We start from the raw sequence: 24,418 nt of genomic DNA on the forward strand, positions 1-24,418 counted from the left end.
AACGAGTTGCCAGTAGTAGCCGATATCAAGCAGTACAGATTTTTAGCGTAAGCATGTGTTAGAATGTTTCCCTCAAAAAAACGCTTGCTACATTCTACTCCAAAAGCAAGGTGCTGTTGTTTGTGGTTGTATTATATAGCAGTTGGCTTCCCACATTTTTCATTTTATAGTCTACGATTATTTAGTACGAAGTCGGTCTAAAAGAACGGCAAGAATGATGACTGCTCCTTTTATGACAAGCTGCCAATAATAGCTTACATTTAACAAAGTGAGACCATTACTAAGAACTCCCATAATGAGTGCTCCGATAATCGTTCCGCGAATGGTTCCAACCCCACCGGTAAAGCTCGTTCCGCCGAGAATAACAGCGGCAATCGCATCAAGCTCGAAACCATTACCGGCTGTTGGCTGCCCGGAATACAGTCTGCCCGCAAGTACTACGCCCGCAAGCCCTGATAAAAGACCGCTGATTACATATACCTTAATGAGCGTGGCTCCTACTTTAATCCCAGTCAGACTGGCAGCTTCTTCGTTTCCGCCGATAGCATAGACGTGACGTCCAAACATTGTATATTTTAAAACGAAGAAAGTAATAACATAAATGAAAGCCATAATGAAAATCGGGGTAGGAATGCCTACAATATCCCCCGCACCAAAAAACTTAAATAACGGATCTGTCAATACGATTGGATATCCTCCGCTAATTACGTAAGCAAGTCCTCTGATATATGTAAAGCTTCCTAACGTTACAATAAATGCCGGAAGTTTTACTTTAGCCGTTAAATAGCCATTCACAAATCCAGCCGCCACACCAATTGCCACGCCGGCTGCCATGGCAACGATAGCATTGACTCCCTGCTGGGAAAGCATAACAGATATCACACCGGACAATGCGACTGTAGAACCGACGGATAAATCAATTCCGCCAGTCAAAATAACAAATGTCATTCCTGCTGCTAAAATAGCGATAATAGAGATTTGCTTTAATACATTCAGAAGATTATTTACCTCTAGAAAATTAGGGGTGAGAACTGATAGAACAATGCACATTAACACAAGAATTACGATCGTGCTATACTGATTCCATACCTCTTTCATATTCAATTTTCCCTTGGTACGATTAGCCTGTAAAACTGACATGTCTGTTTTCATGCTATCTCTCCTGTCGCATAATACATAATTTTTTCCTGCGTCACTTCAGCTCTTGGCAAGTTCGCTCTGATTTTTCCTTCATGCATAACTAGAACCCGATCACTTACACTCAATATTTCTGGAAGCTCGGAAGAAATCATAAGAATAGCCATTCCCGACTTCGCCAATTCATCAATAATTTTATAAATCTCAGCTTTGGCCCCTATGTCAACACCGCGAGTCGGCTCATCCAGAAGCAGCACTTTTGGCTGGATAAGAAGCCATTTCGCCAACACAACCTTTTGTTGATTGCCCCCGCTTAAATTGATTACCTTTTGTTCAGGAGATGAAACTTTAATACGTAACTTCTGAATATAATCTGCTGCCTCTTGATGAATTTCTTTCCAATTTAAAATTCCGGCATTGGTATACTTTTGCATCATTGTCATCGCTATATTCTCTTTAACAGACAAATCGAGAAACAATCCTTGTTCTTTTCTGCTTTCTGGTACAAGAGCAATACCATTCTCTATCGCATCCCGATGACAAGCAATATCAGCCTGTTTCCCGTTAATCCAAATCTCGCCTGATTTATTGGCAACAGATCCAAAGATAGTTCGAACAAGCTCCGTTCGTCCTGCCCCGACTAATCCTGCAAGTCCTACTACTTCCCCGGGATATACCTGCAAGTTGATCTTGTCTATCACTTTATTATCGGACAGTCCCTTAACCTCCAAAACAGGGACCTTCTCTTTTACCTCTGCACCGCTATTCGGTTTTCGTTGGAATATATCCTTCGGTTCACGGCCTACCATTAATTTCACTAAATGATCTGGATTCGTCTCTTCAATCGGCATACTGCTCACCCACTGACCATCCCGAAATACAGTGCAGCGGTCGGAAATTTTGAAAATCTCATCCATTCTGTGCGAAATATATACGATTGCAACGCCTTGGGCCTTTAACTGATCAATAATAACAAATAGCTTATCAATTTCTTTGTCTGTAAGCGTTGCTGTTGGTTCATCCATGATTAATACTTCCGCTTGAAACGAAAGCGCACGCGCAATTTCAACCATCTGCTGCTCTGCAATACTCAAGGATGACACGAGCGTTTTGGAATCTAACGTTGAACCGATAGATTCCAAAACCACAGCCGCTTTCTCATACACTTCCGCCCATTTCACCATGCCAAATTTATTTTTCGGCAAAACGGTTCCCATGAAAATGTTTTCAGCAATTGTTAAGTTAGGAGATAACTTTAATTCCTGATGGACAACACTAATTCCATTCAATTTCGCCTCTAAAGGATCTTTCCATGTCACATTTTGATTCTTATACTCTATCGTTCCGGAATCCGGCTGATACACGCCACATAAAATTTTCATCAAAGTGGATTTTCCTGCGCCATTTTCCCCCATAAGCGCATGCACTTCCCCTTTATACAGCTCCAGCTGTACGTTATCAAGCGCTTTCACACCAGGGAACGCTTTGCTTATACCCGACATTTTAAGAATAGAATTGCCTTTTGCCATAGGACCGGCTGTCGTCTTAGGATGCTTCACAGTATCCCTCCTTTTATGTATTATTGCAGCACGAACGCTTGGTAACTCCTACAAATCTTTGATCCTACCAACCTTTATAGCTGCCAACTGTTTCTTGTGTGACTAGTTCTACTGGTACCTTAATCTCAGATTCTACTTTTTCTCCATCAATAATTTTCATGCCAATCTCAACAGCTTTTTTTACAATTTCATCAGGATGCTGCGCAGATGTTGCCACAAAGCTTTTGTTCTCTTTAAGAGCGTCTACTGCTTCCGGAGCACCGTCAACTCCCACAATAAAGAACTCCTTATCACGTTTAGCTTGCTCAGCAGCAATCTTTACTCCAAGTGCTTCAGGGTCATTAATTGCAAATACCGCATCGATTTTTCCGGATGGATTCGCTTGTAAAATATTTTCCATTACTGTTAACGCTTTTTCTCTGTTACCTTCACCGTTTTGCTTTGCTACAACCTTGACATCTGTTCCTTTAATTGCATCCTCAAACCCTTTAATACGATCTGTTACAGCAGTTACTGGAGGTCCATCAATAATTGCAATATTCCCTTTGTTTTGTAAACGCTTTAGAAGATATTCGCCAGCAAGCTTCCCTGCTAAGTAATTATCAGAAGCTACAGTTGCATCTACTCCGCCGTCTGCACCAACATCAACTGCGATAACCGGAATGCCTGCTGCCTTTGCTTGTTGTACAGCTGCTGCAATTCCTTTTGAATCTACTGCATTTAAAAGAATCATATCTACCTTTTTCGTAATAAAATCTTCTACCTGTGCCATTTGCTTCGATAAATCATAGTCAGCGCTTACAACAATCGCCTCACCGCCAAGTTCCTTAGCAGCCTCTTTAGCCCCTTTTGACATAGAAACAAAGAATGGATTACTTAATGTACCTACCGTTAAACCTATTTTAATCTTTTTGTCCTTTGAGTCTGAAGCGGACGAGCTAGTTTTGTCACTGCTTCCGTTACTGCAGGCTGCCATCATAAGCAGCAATAAAACCATGAAAGGTGCCAACACTTTGTACATAGCTTTTTTCATTTTTCTTTCTCCCCTTTTTTCTTTTAATAGTTCCCCTTGCCTCTTCTTGCTCATTTTTGGACACTCGGCGGAAACGTTTCCAATTCTTTGCTTACTTTTTGTACATAGCTTTTTTCATTTTCCTTTCTCCCCTTTTTTCTTTTAATAGTCCCCTTGCCTCTTCTTGCTCATTTTTGGACGCTCAGTAGAAACGTTTCCAATTCTTTGCTTACTTTTTGTACATAGCTTTTTTCATTTTCCTTTCTCTCCTTTTTTCTTTTAATAGTTCCCCTTGCCTCTTCTTGCTCATTTTTGGACACTCAGTAGAAACGTTTCCAATTCTTTGCTTACTTTTTGTACATAGCTTTTTTCATTTTCCTTTCTCTCCTTTTTTCTTTTAATAGTTCCCCTTGCCTCTTCTTGCTCATTTTTGGACACTCAGCGGAAACGTTTCCAATTCTTTGCTTACTTTTAATCATTTGATCATCGTATACCTTGGTATATGAGATCAAATGTGATTATTCATGATTATAATTGATGAATTTGTAAATTACAATGATTTTTTATTATTTTTTTCCATAAATCACACTTAATTCCATTAATGATTTATTTAACAAATAAAAAACCATATAAAGCTATTTCAGCTTTATATGGTTTAAAAATAGTCATCATACACTATGGACAAACGACATACACATCAATCCCAATTTCTTTAACTTACCATTTTTCAGCTTAATTATTGTATCCTTTCCTCGCTGTTAGGTTGTCAAGGGCAAAAACCATCCTTGACAACCACAGCGTGAAAGGATCCGGGGTAGGTAAGCTGAAAAAAGGATAACTCTGTCCACCGACGGATGGATCATAACACAAATAAAAACATTTGGGATGTATTTGTTGACAGTTTCGTTCATATCAGGTTACTGCTTCGCTAATCTTACTTTCCCCTCAATAGAGCTTTGCTTCTTCCTCGATAAAGATATGCAAGCAGTAATAATACAAGCTCCCCCTAGAATAGTTAGCATATCAGGCACTTCTGCCCAGAACAAAAATCCCCACATCGTATTAAAAACAATTCCAATATATCGAGTTATTTCTACAACAATAACATTCTCATGGGTAAAAGCTTTCGTTAAAAATATTTGGCCTAACAAAGAAATAACTCCTATACAGACAAGATAGAAAAGTTCGAGTAATGTGGGTACCACGAAGTTATTCCACATAAGCGGAATAGATACCAGAGTAGCTGTCGCCAGGAAATAAAAGACAATCTCGTACGAATAATGCTCTTTACTTAAATAGCGTATAGATGTTGCTGCTCCTGCAGCAAATAAAGCACTAAGAATGCCAACAAACGCATATATAGAATACGTAGAATAATGAAATGGCTTAACAAGTAAAACGGCACCCAAAATAACAAAGGGGAGTAAAAAAAGCACTTTTTGGGACATTCTTTCCTTTAAAAATACAGCAGAGAGAATAATTACGAAAAAGGGCGATAAATGAGCCAATATACTTGCATCAGCAAGCGGTATTTTAGAAATCGTATAAAAATAGGCAAGCAGATATAGGGCACCAAGAACACCACGTACTGCAAGCATGGGAACTCCTTTTGCAGAGAATACTACTTTACTGTGCCTCATCATGAAATAGATGATAATAGTCCCGATTATACTCCTAAAAAACACGACTTCTGCTGAAGGGATTGACAAACTAACCGCTTTTACAAGAGCATTCATAATACTAAAAACAAGGGAAGATAAAATCGCAAGAACAACACCGTTTTTCATTTTTCTCCCCCCCCATTTCATTAAATATGGCATCTACGTCATTCTGTGTAGTATCAACGAAAACTTCTGGATAAAAAGAGTCTTCAACCTTTTCTTTTATAAATTTCTTCCATCTTTTCTCAAAGTAATTGATTAAACTCAACGTTTGCGACATAGGAATATTTACTCTTTAGGCTAAACCATAAATAAGCTTTATTTTTTTATAGTCTTCAAAAGGAATTCTCGGAAGAATCCACTTTCCATTTTGATCTTTATACACTTGCCTGTAAGGAACCGAAGAGAAATCGAAATACTTTCCATTATCATCATTCTTTTTTCACTATTCAAAACTAGCTTAAACAGCAAGTCGTTATGAGTTTTTCATCTCTGCTCATGCCCATCAATCTTAAGAAAAGAAACTTTCCTAACTCCTACAAAAAAACTTGGCACGAGGCCAAGTTTTTTACTTCTTATTCATCTGCTTGCCGCTTTTCTTCTGGCTCTGATACTGTGCATTGCCCTGCTCAGCACCGAACTCCACATCGTTATGTGCACCTTGCTGGCTCAATTGCGCCATTTTTTGGTTTTTATTTTGCTTTCCAGCGCCTCCCATTGCTATCCCTCCTTTATCCGTAATCGTTACTACTATGCGCTTTCATACGCTTCTTATACATGCAGCCAATTACTGCGGGGAAATTCCTTTTTCATATCACTTCAGGAAACATTATGATATACAAGAAAAACCCAAATCCTACATTCGGATCTGAGCTTTTGAAACAATGCTTATTCCTACACAGTTCTATTTTTTGCGGCGCAATGCACTAATTAACGCTGCAATCGAAACTAACAGAGCAATAATAGATAGAATCATTGGGGTTGTTTGTGTACTGCCAGGATTTGATTGTGTTTTTGCTGTATCTTTTATTGCATGATCCTGGCTCTCTGTTGAAGAAGCTGTGCTAATCTCAGTAATAGAATGCGCCGTTTTGCTTCCTTCTTCTCCTGTCCATTCCACAATACTGCCATCCTTATAATATTGGTACGCATCCCAAGCGGCTTTCTGTCCACTGGCCGGGTTTTTGGCTACAAAGGTGAACTGTTGAAATTGTCCAGGTAAAATACCTTCACCAGTTGCTGTCCATGTAATGGATATTACTTTTTCAGATGCATCCTTCTGTTCACTAAATGTCCATCCAGATACAGGTTGATATTGTTCAAACTCTAATCCGGCAGGAATTTTCAAGGTAACTTTCGTTGTGGGTATATCTTTTTCAACAGGTACCTTCACTGTATATGTTTCCCATGCTCCCGTTGTAGAGGCATTTGGCTTTACAGTTACGTGAGCACTTGCAGATACTGAAAAAAGAACCATTGCCGCTATTGTTGGAATAAACGTTGCTATTAACCTTTTCATTTTTCTCATATTTCATAATCCCCTTACCCTCTTTATTGTCGACTCCCTACCGTCAAATGAAAGTCTATATCAAAACTGTCCAGAGACGTTGTCAGTCCATGAACCTGTATAATCCATCGCCCTGTCATATTTAAATACATCCCTTTTGTTTGAAAGCTTCCTGTTGATACAGCTGGAACCCTAAATGTCTCTTTTCCCATCTCCATGTCTAGCGAAGAAACAGTCAATGTAAGTTGTTCTATGTCGGTAACAGGCTGTCCATTCCTATCCTTCAAATCAACATTAAATGTATTCATTCCCACTGTATTAGGACTAATGCTTAAAGTGAGCTGATCCCCATTATCCAACTGCTTTGTTTCATGAAAAGGTCCTGTTGCTGGTATCGGAGGGGTTGGCAAATTCGTTAAAAGCGCTGCGAGCACCATCACAATGATCCCTAAGCTCCATTCAACGCTTGCTGCAGCCCCAAGCCCTTTACTTCGGCGTATTTTGCTCTTCACCAAATGAACAATACCTAGTACACCCATCCCTACAAATAGAATAATCTTTGCTAGCAAGGTTTGTCCGTAACCTGTATGAAAAAGAGAAGTGATTGTTGGAACAAAGAATGTGCTATTGACCATTCCCGTAACAAAAATAACTGAAACAGCTGCCATTGCCCAGGGAGAGAATCGGCGAATTGCATCCCAATACAGTGACCCGTCTCTCTTATGATTTGCTGCACCGGCATTATCGGCAGGTGAGAGAAAAACAATTCCAGCTAGCCCTCCTACCCACAAGGAGGCAGCTAATAAATGGAAAAAACCCAAGAAAATCGCTATCTCCCTATACCTGGAGCCAGCAGCATGGCCGGTGAAGGCTTTCGTTACAAGCAGTCCCACTATGAGCATCAGCGGGATTCCCCATGCTTTAGAAGAAGACAGACTTCCTCGTTTAATAGCAGTATAGGTTGCCGCAGAAAGCAAAGTAACGAGAATCATTTGAATAACCCATATTTGTCCAAAGCCAGGGAGACCTAGAGTTTCCCTCAACAACGAGAAATGAAATGCATTCGACCACGGTACATCTGCACTCAGTGTTGTTTGCAAAGGAAGATTAAACAACAGGCTGACTGTAATTCCAAGCAGCGATAACCAAAGGATGGCCTGACTTCGTGATTGAACTTTAGCAGCCTTCTGATCATCTGACTTTCGAATAATAAGATTAAAAAATATAACACCTATATAAAGAGAAAAACCCGTATACAAGAGCCCTCGCTCAATAAGCATATCCGCCCCCGGTATATAGCCAGCAGTTTGTGCTTGTGAAGTATTAGAACTTTCTTCAGCAGTTCCGATATGAAATGGAATCACCCCTTGAATAGGATGGCCATCTGCTGAAATCACTTTCCACTGAATGGAGTAGGTACCATTTGGTATATCCGCTTTCAAGCTGGCTTCCATTATCCTTGGATTCTCTTTATTGACATGAGCATTGTTTAAATCTACACGATTTCCTGAAGCATCCACCACAATAAGAGAATCGAAGCTAGAAGACTGAATCGTCTCATCGAATTCAATGCTTACAATCGAAGGCGCTTTAGTCAAAATCTCATTTTCCATAGGGTTTGCTTTAGTAATATAAGCATGTGCAGATGTAAAAATAGGAGACAACATACTATATAAAAAGAAAAACACGATCCAGAAACCCGATTTCTTGATATGTATCAAATGCTGTTCACCAACTCTCTCCTTCCTCTCCCTAGTTCCTAGGAGATACTGAAACTAACCATTCATTCGTTGTGCAATATCATTATGGCACCAAAATGTGAGGAAAATGCGAAGACCTTGTGAATAATGTTAGATACCTCATGTTTTTATGGCGATCATGCCCGCTTTCTTCCAATCATAAAACATATGTTTGAAAAAGCTGTTCAGCCGTGAATGCAAAACATATCAAATGCAATTATTGTATAATACGGACAAAGAGAGACAGTCTATGTTTCGTCCTGAAAAGATAGCATGGATTGTCTATTATTGAAAATCCCCTTCTCTTTATGATAAAATAAAAACAAACGTTCGCCTCGGGTAGGGGTGATATAAGGTAAAGACTTACAACGCTTACTTATTCGTTACATAAGAATAGCAGGAGGTTAACAAATGATTAAACAAATTGCAACAGTTGCAGTCTATGTAGAAGATCAACAGAAAGCAAAACAGTTTTGGACAGAAAAGGTTGGCTTTGAAGTAGTGGCGAACCATCCAATGGGGCCCCATGCAACCTGGCTTGAAGTTGCTCCTAAAAATGCTGAAACCCGCCTGGTTATTTATCCGAAAGCTATGATGCAAGGTTCAGAAGGGATGAAAGCATCTATCGTATTCCAATGTGATGACGTATCAGCTGCATATGAAAAATTAAAGTCTAACGGTGTTGAATTCTTAGGTGAGCCGCAAGAAATGCAGTGGGGAACATTTGTACAATTCAAGGATGAAGATGGCAATGTGTTCTTATTAAAGCAATAGTAAATAGGGCAGATTCATGGAACTGAATCTGCCCTATTTACTATATCCTGTATTCATGCCGAAATTTGTTTCATACATATCTAAGAAACGACTAGCCTATAGCATTTAAACTGTGAGCAGGGAGGGATAAATTTCGGAGACTCCATAAAACTATTTTCATTCCACCGTAACGAGCGTTTTCCGCTGTCCATCCCAACGCCATGGAATCCTATGTCCCTGCAAATGGAAGCCGCCCAGCCACTGATCAATCCCATTCATAGCTATCCAGTCTCCTTCCCCAGTAAGGATGCGGTGTCCTGTATCAGTCAGGATGAAACGGCTATTATGAAATTTCGAGATGTGGTCGTTACAAGAGGGAAATGATGACGTGCTCTCCATTGCTATTAAAGGATACGAACCTTGAGACATTCTGTTCAGGATATCCCAATACTGTAAATCTCCCATGCCGTACCAACGCTCTTGTGTCCCTGCTTGATGAAAGAGTTCCCATGCATAGGCAGGTCCTTTATGCAGAAGCTCTAAAGTTGCTTGCTCTACTTTCCCGATCCCGTTATAGAGCGAGGGAAATCTTGATAAGTGGAATAGGAACGCTTCCTTCACGAACGGGAGTGCTGATATGTCCCCTTGGACAGCTCCTTGCTTCAGTTTTTCAGCTACTGAGTCTCCATTCACAATATGCAGCATTTGTTTTCTCCTCCATGCATACGTGATAGCAAATATGCAGCAAAAAGTACTTATCATACATAGAAATCCGCATACCATATAGCATATCATATCCGCTTTTTGTAGGCAGAATCTAGACTGCTCTTGCTTGTATTACTATAGTATCCATAAATCAACATGCTTTACTTAATATGAACACTCGTTGGTTAAATAGAATAGAGGCTTTAAATTAAAATAAAATCTTCGATACATATACAACAATGGTTACTGTAATTATACTCAGTAAAGTAGACATCAAAACGGCTTGTGCTGCATACTCAGGGTGATTTCCATATTCCAAAGCGAAAAGGGCACTGTTTCTTGAAGTCGGAAAAGAGCTTGCTATAAATAATGCCTGTGCTGTAATACCTTCCAATTTTAAAGTTAAAATAATAATAATTGCAATGAACGGGGAAAGGATTAGACGACCAATGAGGCTCAGAGCCAAAGGTAAAGAAAAGCGATTGATTTGTAAAAAAGCACTTTGTGCACCGAGTGTAACAAGTGCAATAGCTAGAAAAGCATTGGAAGTCTTTTCAATAGGAGTCCATAAGTATACAGGGATTTTTATAGATAAAGCACGAAGAAGCAAACCTAGCAAAAAAGCATAGAAGACAGGATTCTTCAGGAATACCTTAATAGCTTTCAATCCTTTGTTATTAACCGCCACAGAATTAAACAATCCATATGTATATGTAAGAAGATTTTGAAAAATCATTACGACAACTTGTATAGACGAACCTAAGGAATTATGTTGAAATACAAGTTGACTTACAGGCAGTCCGAAATTCCCGGAATTGCTTAGTACCACACTGTTTTTGAAGGTTACAGATAACCCCCGCTCAAACTTAAATAATTTGGATATTCCTGTACTCAAAATCATAAGACAAAGATTTTGTATGACTAAAAAACCAAGAATGCGTAAAAGTGTATCTCCCCCAATTTTACTTTGGTATATGTTGACAAAACTCACAGCTGGCATCAGTAAATAGTTGTTTAATTTTGACAAGGTATTCATATCCAATTTGAACTTTCGATGAAGAAACACACCGATCCCTATCAGAGAGAAAATGGGTACAATGACATTCAATATGATAAGCAGCAAAACATCCATAAAATATCAACTCCATTTCAAAACTATATAGACTAAATCCACGGGTAGTCTTTATATAAAAATACCAACTTTCCCCTCCTTCAAAATGGCTCGAATATTTGTATAAAAACGTTATAGGCATTGTTGTATTTTACTGTAAATGCCACATCATACGTCCCGCAGCTCTCGTCATGTATCTCCGAGATACCACTAAGCGGTAAACAAAAGTATTTTCCCGTGACAGGTTCACTGACTGTTATTCGCCCTGCTTCAGTGTGGATTTTTGCCGCTTTAACATAGCTCATAAAACTAAACCCAACAGCACCTTCTATATCATCCTGTAATGTTGCATCAAAGTCTTTTCCCTCATGATTCATTAAAATTGCTACAAGTTGCTTGGAGTTTCCATCCAATTGCTCCGCCTCCCCTCAACAATTTAATCATAGAACGAATAGCTGTTCAGTTAAAATACAAATAACGTATTGATATGTATACAAAAAAGGAATGATAACATATAAAAAGCGTGGGCATTGATCCACGCTTTCTTTAAATATCTTGTTTAAAATCTAATTTTTCAACAAATTGGACAAACTCTTTGACTACCTTCATTTCAAGTGATTTTTGGTGATAAAACATCCACGTTTTTCTTACAAGGGGATTCCCTTTTTTGTCTTTCAAATCGATTCGATATAGGTCTTGATGATCCTCAACAGCAACACTAGGAAGAATTCCATACCCTAAACCGTTCATAACCATCTCTTTGCAAGTATCGACCTTGTCCACCTCCATCCCGATTAATGGAGGCTGTGAAAATGTCCCGCTCCACCAATTATCAATCATTGCCTTTAGTAAAGTATCCGTTTCATATTCGATTCTTGGCAGTGAAGGCAAATCCCCAAGTTCAATCTTTTCCTTTGATGTGATACAGATGTTTTCCTCAAAGAGAAGCAATTTGGATTCTGCCCAATGGTAATCCCCGCGTACAATGCTGATATGAACATCCTGATTATACACAAGGTTAAATACTTCTCGGCTCCATCCTGTTGTGACTTTACAATTCACCTTTGGGAATTGTTCACAGAAAAGCTTTAAAAGACGTGGCAGCTTGTGCCTCGTAATATAATTAGAAACCCCTAACCGCAGGGTTCCACAAACCTCTTCATCCATATTAAGTGCCGTTTCCTTAATCTGACGCAGACGTTCCAACATCTCATTGGCACACTTAGCTAGATATTCCCCTTGAGGTGTGAATTGAACCCCTCTTGTTCCTCGTTGGACGATCGTTAGCTTAAACTCTTTCTCCATTTGCTGGATTCTTTTCGTTAATGATGGCTGCGAGATATATAAACTTTGAGCGGTTTTCGTGATATTCTTTTTTTCATAAAGAACCTTTAAGATAAGCCAATCTCGTTCATCCATTAGCTTTCCCTCCTTGACACTGCTATTGCTATGTTAATAATAATCTCTATACAGAAACATTATCACATAAATACAAAAGAAAGGAATGAACTGCAAAAAGCTCCATTTCTTTTTCAAGAAACCGTAACGATCCTTTAAACATAGCAAAAAGAGCCAACAACCTGTTGACTCTTTTCATTCACCTGAAAGATTTCTTGCACTTCATTAGGCTTTGCAGCACATCCCTCCACAAATCCATCTTCAAAGGCTGGAAATCCAAAGAATAATATTATTATATTTATTCCTTAATGAATTCTTTTGTACTTCTTACTGTATCAATCGGGCGAACTAGCTTCTCAATTTGTTCACGCTTTGGTTCTAAGAATGGAGGTAAGGATAATTTTTCCCCAAGCGTTTCATAAGGCTCATCCCCCATAAACCCTGGACCATCCGTCGCAAACTCAAATAAAATTTGTGGTGCAACCCTGGCGTACAACGACTGAAAAAAGTATCGATCTACATACCCTGATGTTTGGAATCCGAAGCTTTGCATGCGTTGAATCCATTCTTCTAAAACGGCGCGGTCTTCAACACGGAATGCTGCATGATGAACCGTACCAAAGCCTTGTCGCCCTTGAGGAAGAATAACGTTATGTTCTACAACAATCTGTGCACCATTCCCGCCCTCATCAACTTCAAATAAATGGAATGCCCCTTCTTTAGCGATTTCCTTAAATAATAGCACCTTTTCCAGCATTTCTTTAAAGTAATCAAAGTCCGCAATACGAATAAAAATAGGCCCTAATCCAGTAATTGCATATTCTAACGGGATCGGCCCTTTTTGCCATGGTGTACCTGAAGCAACCCCCTTGTTGAATTCATCCGAAATCAATTGATATTGTTGATCATCGAAATCAACGAAGGAAAGAGTCTTTTTGCCAAATTGCTCTTTGATTCCAGTATGCTTTACTTCTAGACGGTCAAAACGCTTTACCCAATACTCTAAGGCCGCATCACTGGGTACACGGAAGGATGTTTTGGAGATCTCGTTCGTACCGTGGAATCCTTTTGGAATGCCAGGGAAATCGAAGAAGGTCATGTCTGTTCCTGGGCTGCCTGTGTCATCTGCAAAAAATAAATGATAGGTTTGGATATCATCTTGATTTACAGTTTTTTTGACCAAACGCATTCCTAGAACATAAGTGAAAAACTCATAGTTTTTTTCAGCACTGCTTGTAATGGCTGTTACGTGATGTATTCCTTTTAGTCCGTTCATTTAAACTCCTCCAATTGAACCATAAATGGCGGTTATTTTTCAAAATAGGCTCTTGCTGCATATAAACATAAATCGTTTACTTGAAGATGTAAATTCAAATGACTCTTATGTATATTTAAAATGAAAAAGAGCTTTATCAAAAAATAGGCGAGACCCACCCTTCCTTCGAGCGAAGGAAGTCCCCTTGCGGGAAAGGAGCGTTAGCGAGTAGGTGGCGGGTAGTTCAAAAAGTTGAATAGATTCATCCATGTGAAAGGCCATAATTCCAATCCGCTCTACTCTTTTAATCATTTGCTTGCTACCTCCATTCCATACGAAGAGGTGCACTTCTTTTATTAAGGTTATATTTGTTTTTGAAGCCTCAGCGCAAAAACTTCAAGACCCTTGTATATCCTTAACATACTCTCAGACAAGCCCTTATGGAACATAAAATAAAACGAACTATCACCTATTATCAAGACTTAAATTAAAAAAACAAAAAATATAGGCTGTTAACATATTATACATGACTAATATGTTAACAGCCTATTTATTAGGATTACTCCTCAACAATCGCGCCCTTTTCTGGAATACCTGACGCAAGCCACTACTTGTGAATTTCTCCCAATGTCCATAATCAAGGCCGCTAAAACAACTTTTGATTGCTCAAAGAATAATTATCCTTTGTAGCTAATTTTCCAATGAAGTTAATAACTGTCTTCAGCCTACCCTGACAATGAGTTAACTCTTTGTTAGTTCGTAGCACCCTGCTTTATTTTCAATTTCTTTTCGTGTGGAACGGACCGTTTTATAAATAATGAAACTATCCATGCGATGGCTACTAGTCCGAATGCAAGTAAGAACGCGCTTTTCATTCCAGCAATCATCGCTAGAATTTGTAAGGTAGACTCATCTTCCTTAATCACCGTTTTTTCCATAAAACGAGTAGAACTATTGGTCATGATTGATACAAGTAATGCTGTCCCGACAGCGCCAGCCACCTGCTGGAGAGTACTGATAATAGCCGTACCGTGTGGATATAATGGAGGCGGCAATTCGTTCAAAGCATTGGTCATGATCGGCATCATGACCATTGAAATCCCCAACATTAATAGCGTATTGAAAATCATAATCGTGCTGTAGGGTGTTGACAATGTGATAAGGGCAAATTGCCACAGCGTATTTGCTATCAACCCCAATCCGATAAGCGCAAGCCACTTGGCACCAAATTTATCAAATAATCGGCCTGTAATTGGTGACATTATCCCCATGACAATACCGCCTGGCAACATGATCAAACCTGCCTCCAACGGACTGTAACCTAACGCATTCTGGAGAAAAATCGGCAACAACATCATCGCTGAAAACATCGCCATCATGACAATCATCATAATCAGCGTCGACATCCTAAAAATGTTGTATTTAAATGTTCTTAAATCTAGCAACGGTTGTGAAATCGTCAATTGCCTCCAAGTAAACAGGACTAAAGAAACAACGCCGATTGCAATTGGAACTAGGACTTCATTGCTCGACCAACCCCCATGTCCTTCACCAGAACTGCTGAATCCATACACAATCCCCCCAAAGCCTAAGGTTGAAAGTAGAAGCGATATCGGATCAATCTTCGGGTTAGTCGTCTCCGTCACGTTTTTGAGCATCACATATGCAAATATAATAACAAACAGTGCGATCGGCAGAACGCCGTAAAAGAGAACCCTCCAACTGAAATGCTCTACAATGATCCCTGATAGAGTAGGTCCAATCGCTGGAGCAAAAGTAATGACAATTCCAATTGTCCCCATTGCCGAACCCCTTTTTTCAATAGGAACGATGGAGAATACCACATTGGTTAGTAAAGGAAAGAGCAGCCCGGTACCCGCCGCTTGAAGCAGCCTTCCGACCAAAAGCACTTCGATCCCTGGTGCAATAGCCGCTACAAATGTCCCCACCGTAAACAAGCCCATAGCTCCAAGGAACAAGCTTCTTGTCGTGAACCGCTGAATTAAATAAGCGGTGACTGGTATAAGCACACCAATAACTAGTAGATATCCAGTTGTCAACCATTGCGCGGTACTCGGCGCGATTCCGAAGTCATTCATAATTTTCGGCAATGCTACGTTAAGTAGCGTTTCATTCAAAATGGCTACAAACACACCTAGAATCATAATCATGACCAACAAAAAGTTGCCTCTGCTCCCAAATGTCCCTCCGTCTTGAGTCGTTTCATTTTGATTTTTCAAATTCTTTCTCCTTTCGATTTACAAAATACCTAATTAAAATATGGTTACATCAACATTAGGAAAGTATCAACGATATAATCGTCAGTTCAGAACAATTGGCGTGGCTGTGCATTCCGTGTTAAGTCAAGCTCAGAAGTAAACTCTCCGGTGGAACATTGCGCAAAAAAGGGCTCGGTTCGCCTACACTGTAAAGCTGCAAGTAATGCATAGCCCGGGTACAGGCGGTGTAGAACAATCTGCGCAAGCTCTCATCACCGTATACTTGTGCAGATGCGTCATAAATGATAACCGCGTCGAATTCGATACCTTTGGCCAAATACGCCGGCATGACGACAACGCCTTGCTCGTATTCAGTCGATCCACTCTTCACGAGCTTAATTTCTTCGATGCCGCTCAAGGAATCGTATGCAGCGGTGCTTTCCACTGCAGATTTGCATATAACCGCTATTGTGCTATACTGCCGTTTTCGTAAGTCTGCAACTTTGGAAGCTATGGAGCGATGCAATTCAGCGCGATTGGACAGTTGCATCAATATAGGCCTCTCGCCATCGCGTTCAAAAGCGGTAATCCGTTCGCCGTCAGGTACGAGTCCGCGTGTAAATTCGACGATCGGTCTTGTGGACCTGTAGCTGCGGGTCAAGTTGATCGCAACCGTTTCATCCGGACCGAATAAGCCAGTAAGCGTGTGGAAGTTGACCATTTCGCTGGCATGGGCGAATATTGCTTGGTTAAAGTCACCGAGCACGGTCATTCTTGCCGAAGGAAACAAACGTTTCAAAAACTCGAATTGAAACGGAGAATAATCTTGCGCCTCGTCTACAAGTACATGTTTGATCGAGCTGTTCGTCTGAAAGCCTTGAATCAGCTCTTTCATCAGTAAAAACGGAGTAGCATCTTCGTAAAATAGTTTACCTTCGTCCAGCATTTTCACAGTCAATAGGCAAATATCCGGCCACTCCTCGGGTGCTTCCCGGTCCATCCACTGTTTGATCTGGACGGGATCGATAAAAAACTGCTTGTATATTCCCTTAATGTTGACGAAACGAAACGCCTTGATCCATTTTCGCAACGGCTTTAACTTCTGACGAACAATCAAGCGGGCTAACGCTTCAGGCTCGATTTCATAATCATGAATCGACTCTCCTTTAAAGCCGCGTTTTTCCGCTAAGTAGGTATATGCCTTATGGTAATCCTCATTGCTAAGCAGTTCGATTTCCTCCTGTACCCATGGCTTAGTCCGTTCGAGCTTCTCGGCTTCATCTATTTGCTTAATTAGCCAATCCTTCAATTTTTCAAGTCTGCTATGAAAGCGAAGCGAGGTGTCGCTGCTATAAAACTTTTCCGCGATTTGCTTAGCAGTTACAATTGTTTTTCCTCTGAAGATAATCCCTTTGAATACCATTCCGGATGATTCCAGCGACTCCCTGTATGATTTGATCGCCTCAAAAAAACGAGTGGTAGCCTTGAATCGGATACTCGCAATCCTTATTCCGTATAATGGGTTATCCACTGCAGTCAAAACATATTCCAATTGATCGTAAGGATTCTCAACTTGAAACTCGCTTTTCAGCCGATGGTCCAAGTATTGCTGAAATGTGACCTGCTGCATATTCTCTTCGCCGAGTTCTGGCAACACATTGGAAACGTAACTATTAAACATCGAATTAGGCGAAAAAAGAATGATTTGATCGGCATTCAGCATATCTCGATATTTATAGAGTAAATAAGCAATCCGCTGCAGGGCAGCCGATGTTTTACCGCTGCCAGCAGCGCCGTGTACAATGAGCATCCGCCCGCGATCGTGCCGGATGATCCGGTTTTGCTCCTGTTGAATGGTGGCTACTATATTGTGCATATGTTTGTCTGTACCTTTACCAAGCACCTGCTGTAAAATCTCGTCACCAATAGTGAGACTGGTATCGAACATGGATTGGATAATGCCGCCGCGGATGAGATATTGCCACTTTTTCTCCAGTACGCCATGGATGACACCTCCAGGTGCAGCATACTTGGCGAGACCAGGCTGGTAGTCGTAGTAGATACTCGAGACCGGAGCCCTCCAGTCGTAAATAAGGAAATTTTCTCCGCTTGTATCCGTGAGCGTAGAGATGCCGATATAGATTCGTTCCGCAGTTGAAGTTCCTTCTTCAATGAAATCGATTCTACCAAAATAGGGCACCTCTTGCATACGCCGCAGCGCAGATAATCTCTTAGATGCATGTCTATGGGTGCTTTGGCTTACGGACAGAGCTTGAGTCTCTTGTCTCAAGCCGATGATCGTCTCAAGATAATCGTCGAAGGTATCAATATTAACCTTTACTTCATCCCAAAAGTGTTTGCGGATATTCACAATCTCCATCCGACGCCTGGAAGTTTCGCCCTCCAATCTATTGATTTGCTCTGTAATTGTCTCCATTACGCTGTTTACTCGTTCTTGCTCCTGGCGAAGTTCCACGTTCATATCAAACACTCCTTTAAAAAAATAAAAATAGGGGTTGACTGAAAAGGGTTTTATGATATATAATTAAAATAGGTATATTATAATCAAAAACCAATTCACGGTGTATCTATATAAATTTATCATAGTTCCTCATTTTTATCAATGTATTTACACGACCATCGCTATGATGGATCATAATTGCTGCAAATTTAAAGGAAGAAAAACCCTATTTTACAAGACAAATAACTTACAAAAAATAATATCCAAATATACGATCATTTAGTGGTAGCGTCAGGAAAATACGGATTTACCACGTTAAGGAAATTCCAATATTAAAAAGCCCAATTTCTTAGCATTAATATTAAGAAATTGGGCTTTTTTTCGTTACTCCATTAAAGCTCCCTTTAATGGAATAACGAAAATATGGTCTCAATCCTAAAATTACTTAGTTCTTACTGAACTAACGCTACCCTTTAGTTTAAGCGAAGTGTTTCACAAATTTTTCTCTACTTGTTGTTTAAGTACCTAAAATAACAAATATATATGAATCCTGATTCTATTCACTTTTAATTAAAACACTAAAAACGTATAAATTTATAAGTTTTATGGGGTATATCGCGTAAGAAAAAAGAGGATATACGCCCTATATTGGACATAGTATCCTCTTCTAATTATAGTATGTTTAACAAGTGCAGCTCGTTTTATTTTCTCCAGCTAACATACGTTTAGCCCTAGAGGCTTCATGCCGCCTCTTTGTCCTAATGGATATCCTTCTTCTTAAAACGTCCTCCCCGCACCTCAGAGATGTTGGCAACCGCAAAAAATGCTGATGGATCAATATCCTCCACAATGGATTTCAGCTTGGATTCCTCCAAACGGGTAATGACAACAAAAATCACCTTCTTATCCTCTCCCGTATAAGCACCCTCGCCATTTAAATACGTAACACCGCGGCCCAAGCGTGCTAGAATGACATCCCCAATCTCCTTATGCCGTTCGCTAATAATCCAAGCCGACTTGGATTCATCAAGCCCTAAAATTACAACATCGATCGTCTTAAAGGCAATGAAGTATGCCATAAGGGAGTACATAGCCCGGTCCCATCCGAACACGAAGCCGGCAGCGCCTAAAATAAAAATATTAAAAAACATGATAATTTCACCAACAGAGAATGGCAGCCTTCTATTGAACAGAATAGCCATAATTTCTGTTCCATCCAATGATCCTCCGTTTCGGATAACCAATCCTACACCAGTGCCAAGGATAATTCCTCCAAACACTGTGGCGAGCAATACATCCTCTGTTAGTCCCGGCACTGGATGCAACAGAGATGTAGCAATTGAGAGAACAATGATCCCAAATAATGTAGAAACAGCGAATGTTGTCCCAATTTGCTTCCGTCCAAGAAAGAAAAACGGAAGATTCAGCAGGAAAAGAAACATCCCTAAGTTTACACCTGTTAGGTGAGACAGCATAATCGAAATCCCTGTAATGCCCCCATCAATTACATGATTGGGAATTAAGAAGATTTCAAGCCCCACCGCCATCAATATAGCTCCTATAGCGATTAAAAGCGCCCTTTTGACCATACCGGCTTTCGTCAATTTTTTGTGTTCAACCTTCTGTTTAATCTGTTCTGCTAGTTCCATGCAGAATTCCCCCTTCCGCTCCTTTTGTGTATACATGAAATGCTTTCTGCAAAATTACAGGGCTTCCAACCAAATGAATGTAATGTCTATCCAACTTCTATACATATCTAATATTTATCAGACAGACAAAGTAATACTATAACACTGACAATAGAATACATCAAACTGTAACAATTATCTCATCTTTTTTATTATAACAGATTTCCCCTACTTTTCCGACTTAAATAGTGAGGATTAAACCCTATATTTACGTATGCCCTATACTAGAGGAGTACGCAAAAGAAATGAAATTATGTATAATTCGTTTAGCACTTCACATAGTTTCTATATGTCAAGAATGCCCTGCGTCAAAAAATAATGCCTTCCGACAGCAGAATGTTTATGCCAATACAGCAGCATTATAAATTTATTTCCATTACCAGTTCACAAATTAGTCAAATTTTTTAGAAAATTTATAATTTTTAGTATTTACAAAACCCGACATTTTTTGTATGATAAGTACAAGCAATACCTACTACCTTAGAAAAGAAGGTGATACCACTTAAGCAGCGAACAGTACAGCGGACAGGAGGAAAAATAAGTCAAACGAAGGAAAGGTGATTCCAGTGGAGCGAGTAAGGCGAAGGCGTACAGCACATAGGCCGGGGCATAGAAGTCGTTTTTAGAAAAACTCTCTAGCTATGGGGTGATCTTCCTAATATAAAACCATTGAAAGGATTTCAGCATAATGAATGAAGAAATAATGTAAGCGGCCTTGTGATTCCTAAAAGGATGAACAAGGCCGCTTACTGTCGTTTTATATGCAGTTTTCAGCATAAAGTACTAGAAAGATAAAAAATTGAAATCTAGCTATCCCCCAGTTTAGGTTCAATCATATTTTGAAAAAAAATTCATCATTTGGCTAAATGCTTTTTGTGCTGATTTTACATTATATTTTGAAGAGTACGAGTCACTAAATCCATGTTTACCGTTGAATTTATATATCTTGACAGCATTTTTATCTAAAGTTGAAATTAAATTGTCCACATTAAATGATTGTTCTTCTTGCGGAAAGAATAGCATTACAGGAGATTGAGGTGAGATTGTTGCATAATTCCTAATACGTGAACCATAGTATCCAACTATTCCATCGATAGATTCTTCCTTACTACATAACCAAGCAACTGTTGCTCCTACACTAAATCCAACGATAAATATCTTTTTATATTCATTTTTAACCTCTAACAATACATCTTTTATTTTATGTAAAGCGTTATCGAAACCCACGTTCTCCATAAAATTATGATAAGCAATTTCCTCTTGAGAATAATCAAAAGGAGTATCACGTTCTAATAAATTTGGACAAATAACATCAAAATTCTGTTCTGATAATAATTCACAAAAACTCTTCATATGTTGGTTAATTCCATAAATTTCGTGGATTACAATGATTACAGCATCAGACTTGTTGTGTACTAATTTAATCATTTTGCACCTCTCCTGAACCGACTCGCCCATTAGGTAATTTAATACAATATTATATCCTTCCTTCTTCAACTACCTGCACGTTATTCAATAAAAAAGCCTTACTCCTTTTTGAAGTAAAGCATCCGTTACTTTAAGTGTAGCACATGACAAAGTTAGTAAAGAACAATAAATAAAAACATTCCTATGAGACACCACTGTTTATGGTAATTTTCAGGTGATATACTGGAGGTAGATTACTCATCTAATAATGAAGGGAAGGTTTACTCGTATGGAGGTAACATTTACAGTAAGCAGGTTGAACAAGGTTTTCTTAAGTCCCTCTTTAGCTGTATTACCAATTGGCTAAAAGAGCGCGAATAAACATAAATACTCTGAGAATTGATCCCAGAGCATGACATCGCCTTTCACTCAATGACTTCAAACCATAACGGAGATTGACTCTCAGGATCGCCATTGTAGTTGACCGTAATTTCTTCTCCCTCCTGAATATCCTCCATGGCATAGAAGTCAATCGATCCGTTTTCAATATTCGTAATATACCTCGCATTAGGCGTGTAGGAGTGATTGTATAAAGAACCATACCCTAAAGCAATAGCTTCATTCTCTCCCCAATGGAAAATATAGTTTAAAAGAATGCTCTCCCTCATTAGATCCCATTCTGTTTTAGGGATAATGATTACAGGTGCTTCCTCAATAAATTCATCCTTCTTGATGGCACGTGTTGCAAATATCCCTCGACCATATTTCTCTGTATTTTTCACACTAATCAAAGTATCACCTCCTTTATATCAAATCCTTAAGATGACTTCGTAGATAGCTATTGCGATCTGAAATGAAACGAAGAATCAAATCTGGTTCATTATCAAACATATCGATAGACTTCTTTTTATAAGGATCTAAAGATAGATAGGGTCGCAATTGCTTGTGGAGATTTGCAATCCTTGGTTCTAAAGCTGCAGCTGTAAACGAAGTTTCCAAAATTTCTTCAAGGAGAAGACGGTATTGCTGGCGGATATCCTTTACATCAAGAAGACGTGCAGTAAGGGTATTATAGCCTTTAATTGAAACATAATCATATTCCATAATGTCTCCATTACAGTCCCTGCCCCATGTTGCATCGTAATCCCAAGGAATGATCTCATACAATCCCGTTTCCCCATTTCGATACAAGGCGTAATTGTGAGTGAAAGCATCATAGTTATGCGTACAAATCACACCGCATAGCCACAGCAAATATTTTTTAACATCCATGTACTTTATAATTTCTTTGCCAAAATCACTGCGTGGAATCGTATTCACTTTACATATAAACATTTCTAAGTCAAGATTATCCTCATCATTCCCTAATTTCCGCTCATACCCGGATAGAAGGGAAGATTTCGGCTTATGCTTTGGAGTTAATAAAGAAAAATTGGCATGGTGATTCGATGCATAAAAGATAGGACCATACGGAAGCTGCCTTTTATGTAAAAACAAATCATCGACTGATTCAAGCTGTAAATAAATACCCATAGGATTTCCGTTAATTTCCACAAAAATATGCTTGCTATCAGGTGAAATACCCCCAATGACCTGAAAAAAATCAAAGGATAGCTTGTTTCGCATTAATGAAGGATCACGATACTCAGCATTAAGGTGAAGTTCACGCCCTTCAAATGTCTCGTTGTATTTGCCAAAGTCAATCCTATACGATTTTTTGCGGAATTTGCGTGTGTGATCCCCACGATAAGTAATACCTATTTTGTAAGGGATGTTGTCTATTACCAGTTTAGAAGCAATAGGTTCCTCGTTCCATACATTGCTTTTCAGTACTTTAAGGCGCTTGGGTTCAATAAAAATACTAATTGTAGATAAAGCATCCTGCTGCATAACATCATTCTGCATAATACCATCCCCCCCTCTTTTTCCATATCATCATATGAGGGAGGGGATGCAATTGATAATTAATTCAATAAATAAAACTCGTCGATTAGCGAGCCATTACGTGAAGACAGAGGTGTAATGGCACTTCTGCCTTATACGTAAAATTTTTTACAACATCTAATGACTTCCCGTACTGGAAATTTATCCCTTCCTAACGTGCAGAACCTGGAACAAATGAAAATAGATTTACATAAAATACAATGCTTTAAACTTTAATGAGATATATTGAAAGGTGGCTCTATACATGGGGAAAACTCAAATACTCGAGTTAGTTGAGGAAGTAAAGAAATTGGGACTTGATGAGTTCTTAAAGCAAGACCCAGAGGCAAAGGGATCGGGGAAATCATCTGGAAAGAAACCAGGGAAATCACCTGGAAAGAAACCAGGAAAGAAACCAGGAAAATCACCTGGAAAATCACCTGGAAAGAAACATGGAAAGAAACCAGGAAAATCGCCTGGAAAATCACCTGGAAAGAAACATGGAAAGTCGCATGGAAAGAAACATGGAAAGTCGCATGGAAAGAAAAGGTAACAGAAAAGATGTTGGCGGCACGGGTACTGGTTATTACCTCTAATCGCGTATAAACAAATTTTGCTCAATTGAACTGAACACTTTCCTTCCAGTTAGAGCATCTACTTTACACGGAGCGGTGTATATGATAAGCCGGTTAGCTCTGGTGTGTAAGTATGATTTGTTTGGCTGCTCCAAACCTTTGAATCCTAGCATAGAATAGAATCAGAATAGAATCGTTTCTTTATAAGCGATGTTATTCAAGTCCTTCCATCGTCTCAGTTAGTTCTGACTCAAAAGGGGTACAATACCTTCTTTTGAAATCATATAAAAAATGGACCATCAGTAAAA

Annotated in this window: 20 protein-coding genes and 1 pseudogene; 2 read left to right on the forward strand and 19 right to left on the reverse strand. The window is 39.3% G+C overall.

Annotated elements, in window-relative coordinates; all coding sequences use genetic code 11:
* Positions 1-177 precede the first annotated feature (177 nt).
* The 8 genes and pseudogenes from AC6HZ4_RS21685 to AC6HZ4_RS21720 form a co-directional block, all read right to left on the reverse strand.
* Entirely contained in the window at positions 178-1,152 is a 975-nt protein-coding gene (locus AC6HZ4_RS21685) for an ABC transporter permease (RefSeq protein ID WP_497491847.1), read from the reverse strand.
* Positions 1,149-2,696 (reverse strand): sugar ABC transporter ATP-binding protein, encoded by a 1,548-nt coding sequence (locus AC6HZ4_RS21690; protein WP_497491848.1) that lies wholly within the window; start codon positions 2,694-2,696, stop codon positions 1,149-1,151. The genes AC6HZ4_RS21685 and AC6HZ4_RS21690 overlap by 4 nt, the downstream gene beginning before the upstream one ends.
* 64 nt (positions 2,697-2,760) lie before the next feature.
* Complete coding sequence (locus tag AC6HZ4_RS21695; RefSeq protein WP_497491850.1) at positions 2,761-3,729, reverse strand: ABC transporter substrate-binding protein; 969 nt, start codon at positions 3,727-3,729, stop codon at positions 2,761-2,763.
* A gap of 896 nt (positions 3,730-4,625) precedes the next feature.
* The gene (locus tag AC6HZ4_RS21700; RefSeq protein ID WP_497491851.1) at positions 4,626-5,495 is read right to left on the reverse strand and encodes a DMT family transporter; all 870 of its coding nucleotides are present in this window, start codon (positions 5,493-5,495) and stop codon (positions 4,626-4,628) included.
* Between the two features lie 169 nt (positions 5,496-5,664).
* Positions 5,665-5,793, reverse strand: a pseudogene (locus tag AC6HZ4_RS21705) (opine metallophore biosynthesis dehydrogenase); the annotation flags it as partial.
* 144 nt (positions 5,794-5,937) lie between these two features.
* Entirely contained in the window at positions 5,938-6,087 is a 150-nt protein-coding gene (locus tag AC6HZ4_RS21710; RefSeq protein ID WP_497491852.1) for a hypothetical protein, read from the reverse strand.
* A 186-nt stretch (positions 6,088-6,273) separates the two neighbouring features.
* Positions 6,274-6,897: a YcnI family copper-binding membrane protein gene (locus AC6HZ4_RS21715; RefSeq protein ID WP_497491853.1), complete on the reverse strand. Its 624-nt coding sequence runs from the start codon at positions 6,895-6,897 to the stop codon at positions 6,274-6,276.
* A gap of 23 nt (positions 6,898-6,920) precedes the next feature.
* The gene (locus AC6HZ4_RS21720; RefSeq protein WP_497495801.1) at positions 6,921-8,543 is read right to left on the reverse strand and encodes a copper resistance protein CopC; all 1,623 of its coding nucleotides are present in this window, start codon (positions 8,541-8,543) and stop codon (positions 6,921-6,923) included.
* 483 nt (positions 8,544-9,026) lie between these two features.
* On the opposite strand from AC6HZ4_RS21720, the gene AC6HZ4_RS21725 reads away from it, so the two are divergent.
* Positions 9,027-9,389: a VOC family protein gene (locus tag AC6HZ4_RS21725; protein ID WP_497491854.1), complete on the forward strand. Its 363-nt coding sequence runs from the start codon at positions 9,027-9,029 to the stop codon at positions 9,387-9,389.
* Positions 9,390-9,545: 156 nt separating this feature from the next.
* On the opposite strand, the gene AC6HZ4_RS21730 is transcribed toward AC6HZ4_RS21725, so the two are convergent.
* From AC6HZ4_RS21730 to AC6HZ4_RS21780, 11 genes are all read right to left on the reverse strand, one after another.
* Entirely contained in the window at positions 9,546-10,073 is a 528-nt protein-coding gene (locus AC6HZ4_RS21730; protein ID WP_497491855.1) for a hypothetical protein, read from the reverse strand.
* A gap of 208 nt (positions 10,074-10,281) precedes the next feature.
* A complete protein-coding gene (locus AC6HZ4_RS21735) occupies positions 10,282-11,205 on the reverse strand; it encodes an AEC family transporter (RefSeq protein ID WP_497491856.1) in 924 nt (307 codons plus the stop codon).
* A gap of 80 nt (positions 11,206-11,285) precedes the next feature.
* Positions 11,286-11,597: a hypothetical protein gene (locus AC6HZ4_RS21740; protein WP_497491857.1), complete on the reverse strand. Its 312-nt coding sequence runs from the start codon at positions 11,595-11,597 to the stop codon at positions 11,286-11,288.
* 133 nt (positions 11,598-11,730) lie between these two features.
* Complete coding sequence (locus AC6HZ4_RS21745; RefSeq protein WP_497491858.1) at positions 11,731-12,603, reverse strand: LysR family transcriptional regulator; 873 nt, start codon at positions 12,601-12,603, stop codon at positions 11,731-11,733.
* A gap of 277 nt (positions 12,604-12,880) precedes the next feature.
* The gene (locus tag AC6HZ4_RS21750; protein WP_497491859.1) at positions 12,881-13,858 is read right to left on the reverse strand and encodes a ring-cleaving dioxygenase; all 978 of its coding nucleotides are present in this window, start codon (positions 13,856-13,858) and stop codon (positions 12,881-12,883) included.
* A gap of 731 nt (positions 13,859-14,589) precedes the next feature.
* Complete coding sequence (locus AC6HZ4_RS21755; RefSeq protein ID WP_497491860.1) at positions 14,590-16,077, reverse strand: DHA2 family efflux MFS transporter permease subunit; 1,488 nt, start codon at positions 16,075-16,077, stop codon at positions 14,590-14,592.
* A gap of 118 nt (positions 16,078-16,195) precedes the next feature.
* The gene (helD, locus tag AC6HZ4_RS21760) at positions 16,196-18,538 is read right to left on the reverse strand and encodes an RNA polymerase recycling motor HelD (RefSeq protein WP_497491861.1); all 2,343 of its coding nucleotides are present in this window, start codon (positions 18,536-18,538) and stop codon (positions 16,196-16,198) included.
* A gap of 737 nt (positions 18,539-19,275) precedes the next feature.
* Positions 19,276-20,166, reverse strand: coding sequence for a YitT family protein (locus AC6HZ4_RS21765; RefSeq protein WP_497491862.1), 891 nt, complete (start codon positions 20,164-20,166; stop codon positions 19,276-19,278).
* An 867-nt stretch (positions 20,167-21,033) separates the two neighbouring features.
* A complete protein-coding gene (locus tag AC6HZ4_RS21770; RefSeq protein WP_497491863.1) occupies positions 21,034-21,633 on the reverse strand; it encodes a dienelactone hydrolase family protein in 600 nt (199 codons plus the stop codon).
* A gap of 404 nt (positions 21,634-22,037) precedes the next feature.
* Positions 22,038-22,394, reverse strand: coding sequence for an SET domain-containing protein (locus AC6HZ4_RS21775; protein WP_497495802.1), 357 nt, complete (start codon positions 22,392-22,394; stop codon positions 22,038-22,040).
* Between the two features lie 22 nt (positions 22,395-22,416).
* Positions 22,417-23,517 carry a CotH kinase family protein gene (locus AC6HZ4_RS21780; protein WP_497491864.1) on the reverse strand — a complete coding sequence of 367 codons (1,101 nt, stop codon included), beginning with the start codon at positions 23,515-23,517 and terminating at the stop codon, positions 22,417-22,419.
* A gap of 283 nt (positions 23,518-23,800) precedes the next feature.
* On the opposite strand from AC6HZ4_RS21780, the gene AC6HZ4_RS21785 reads away from it, so the two are divergent.
* On the forward strand, positions 23,801-24,088 hold the full coding sequence (locus tag AC6HZ4_RS21785) for a hypothetical protein (RefSeq protein ID WP_497491865.1): 288 nt from the start codon (positions 23,801-23,803) through the stop codon (positions 24,086-24,088).
* The last annotated feature ends 330 nt before the right edge of the window (positions 24,089-24,418 follow it).

Source organism: Ectobacillus sp. OTK, assembly GCF_059698935.1.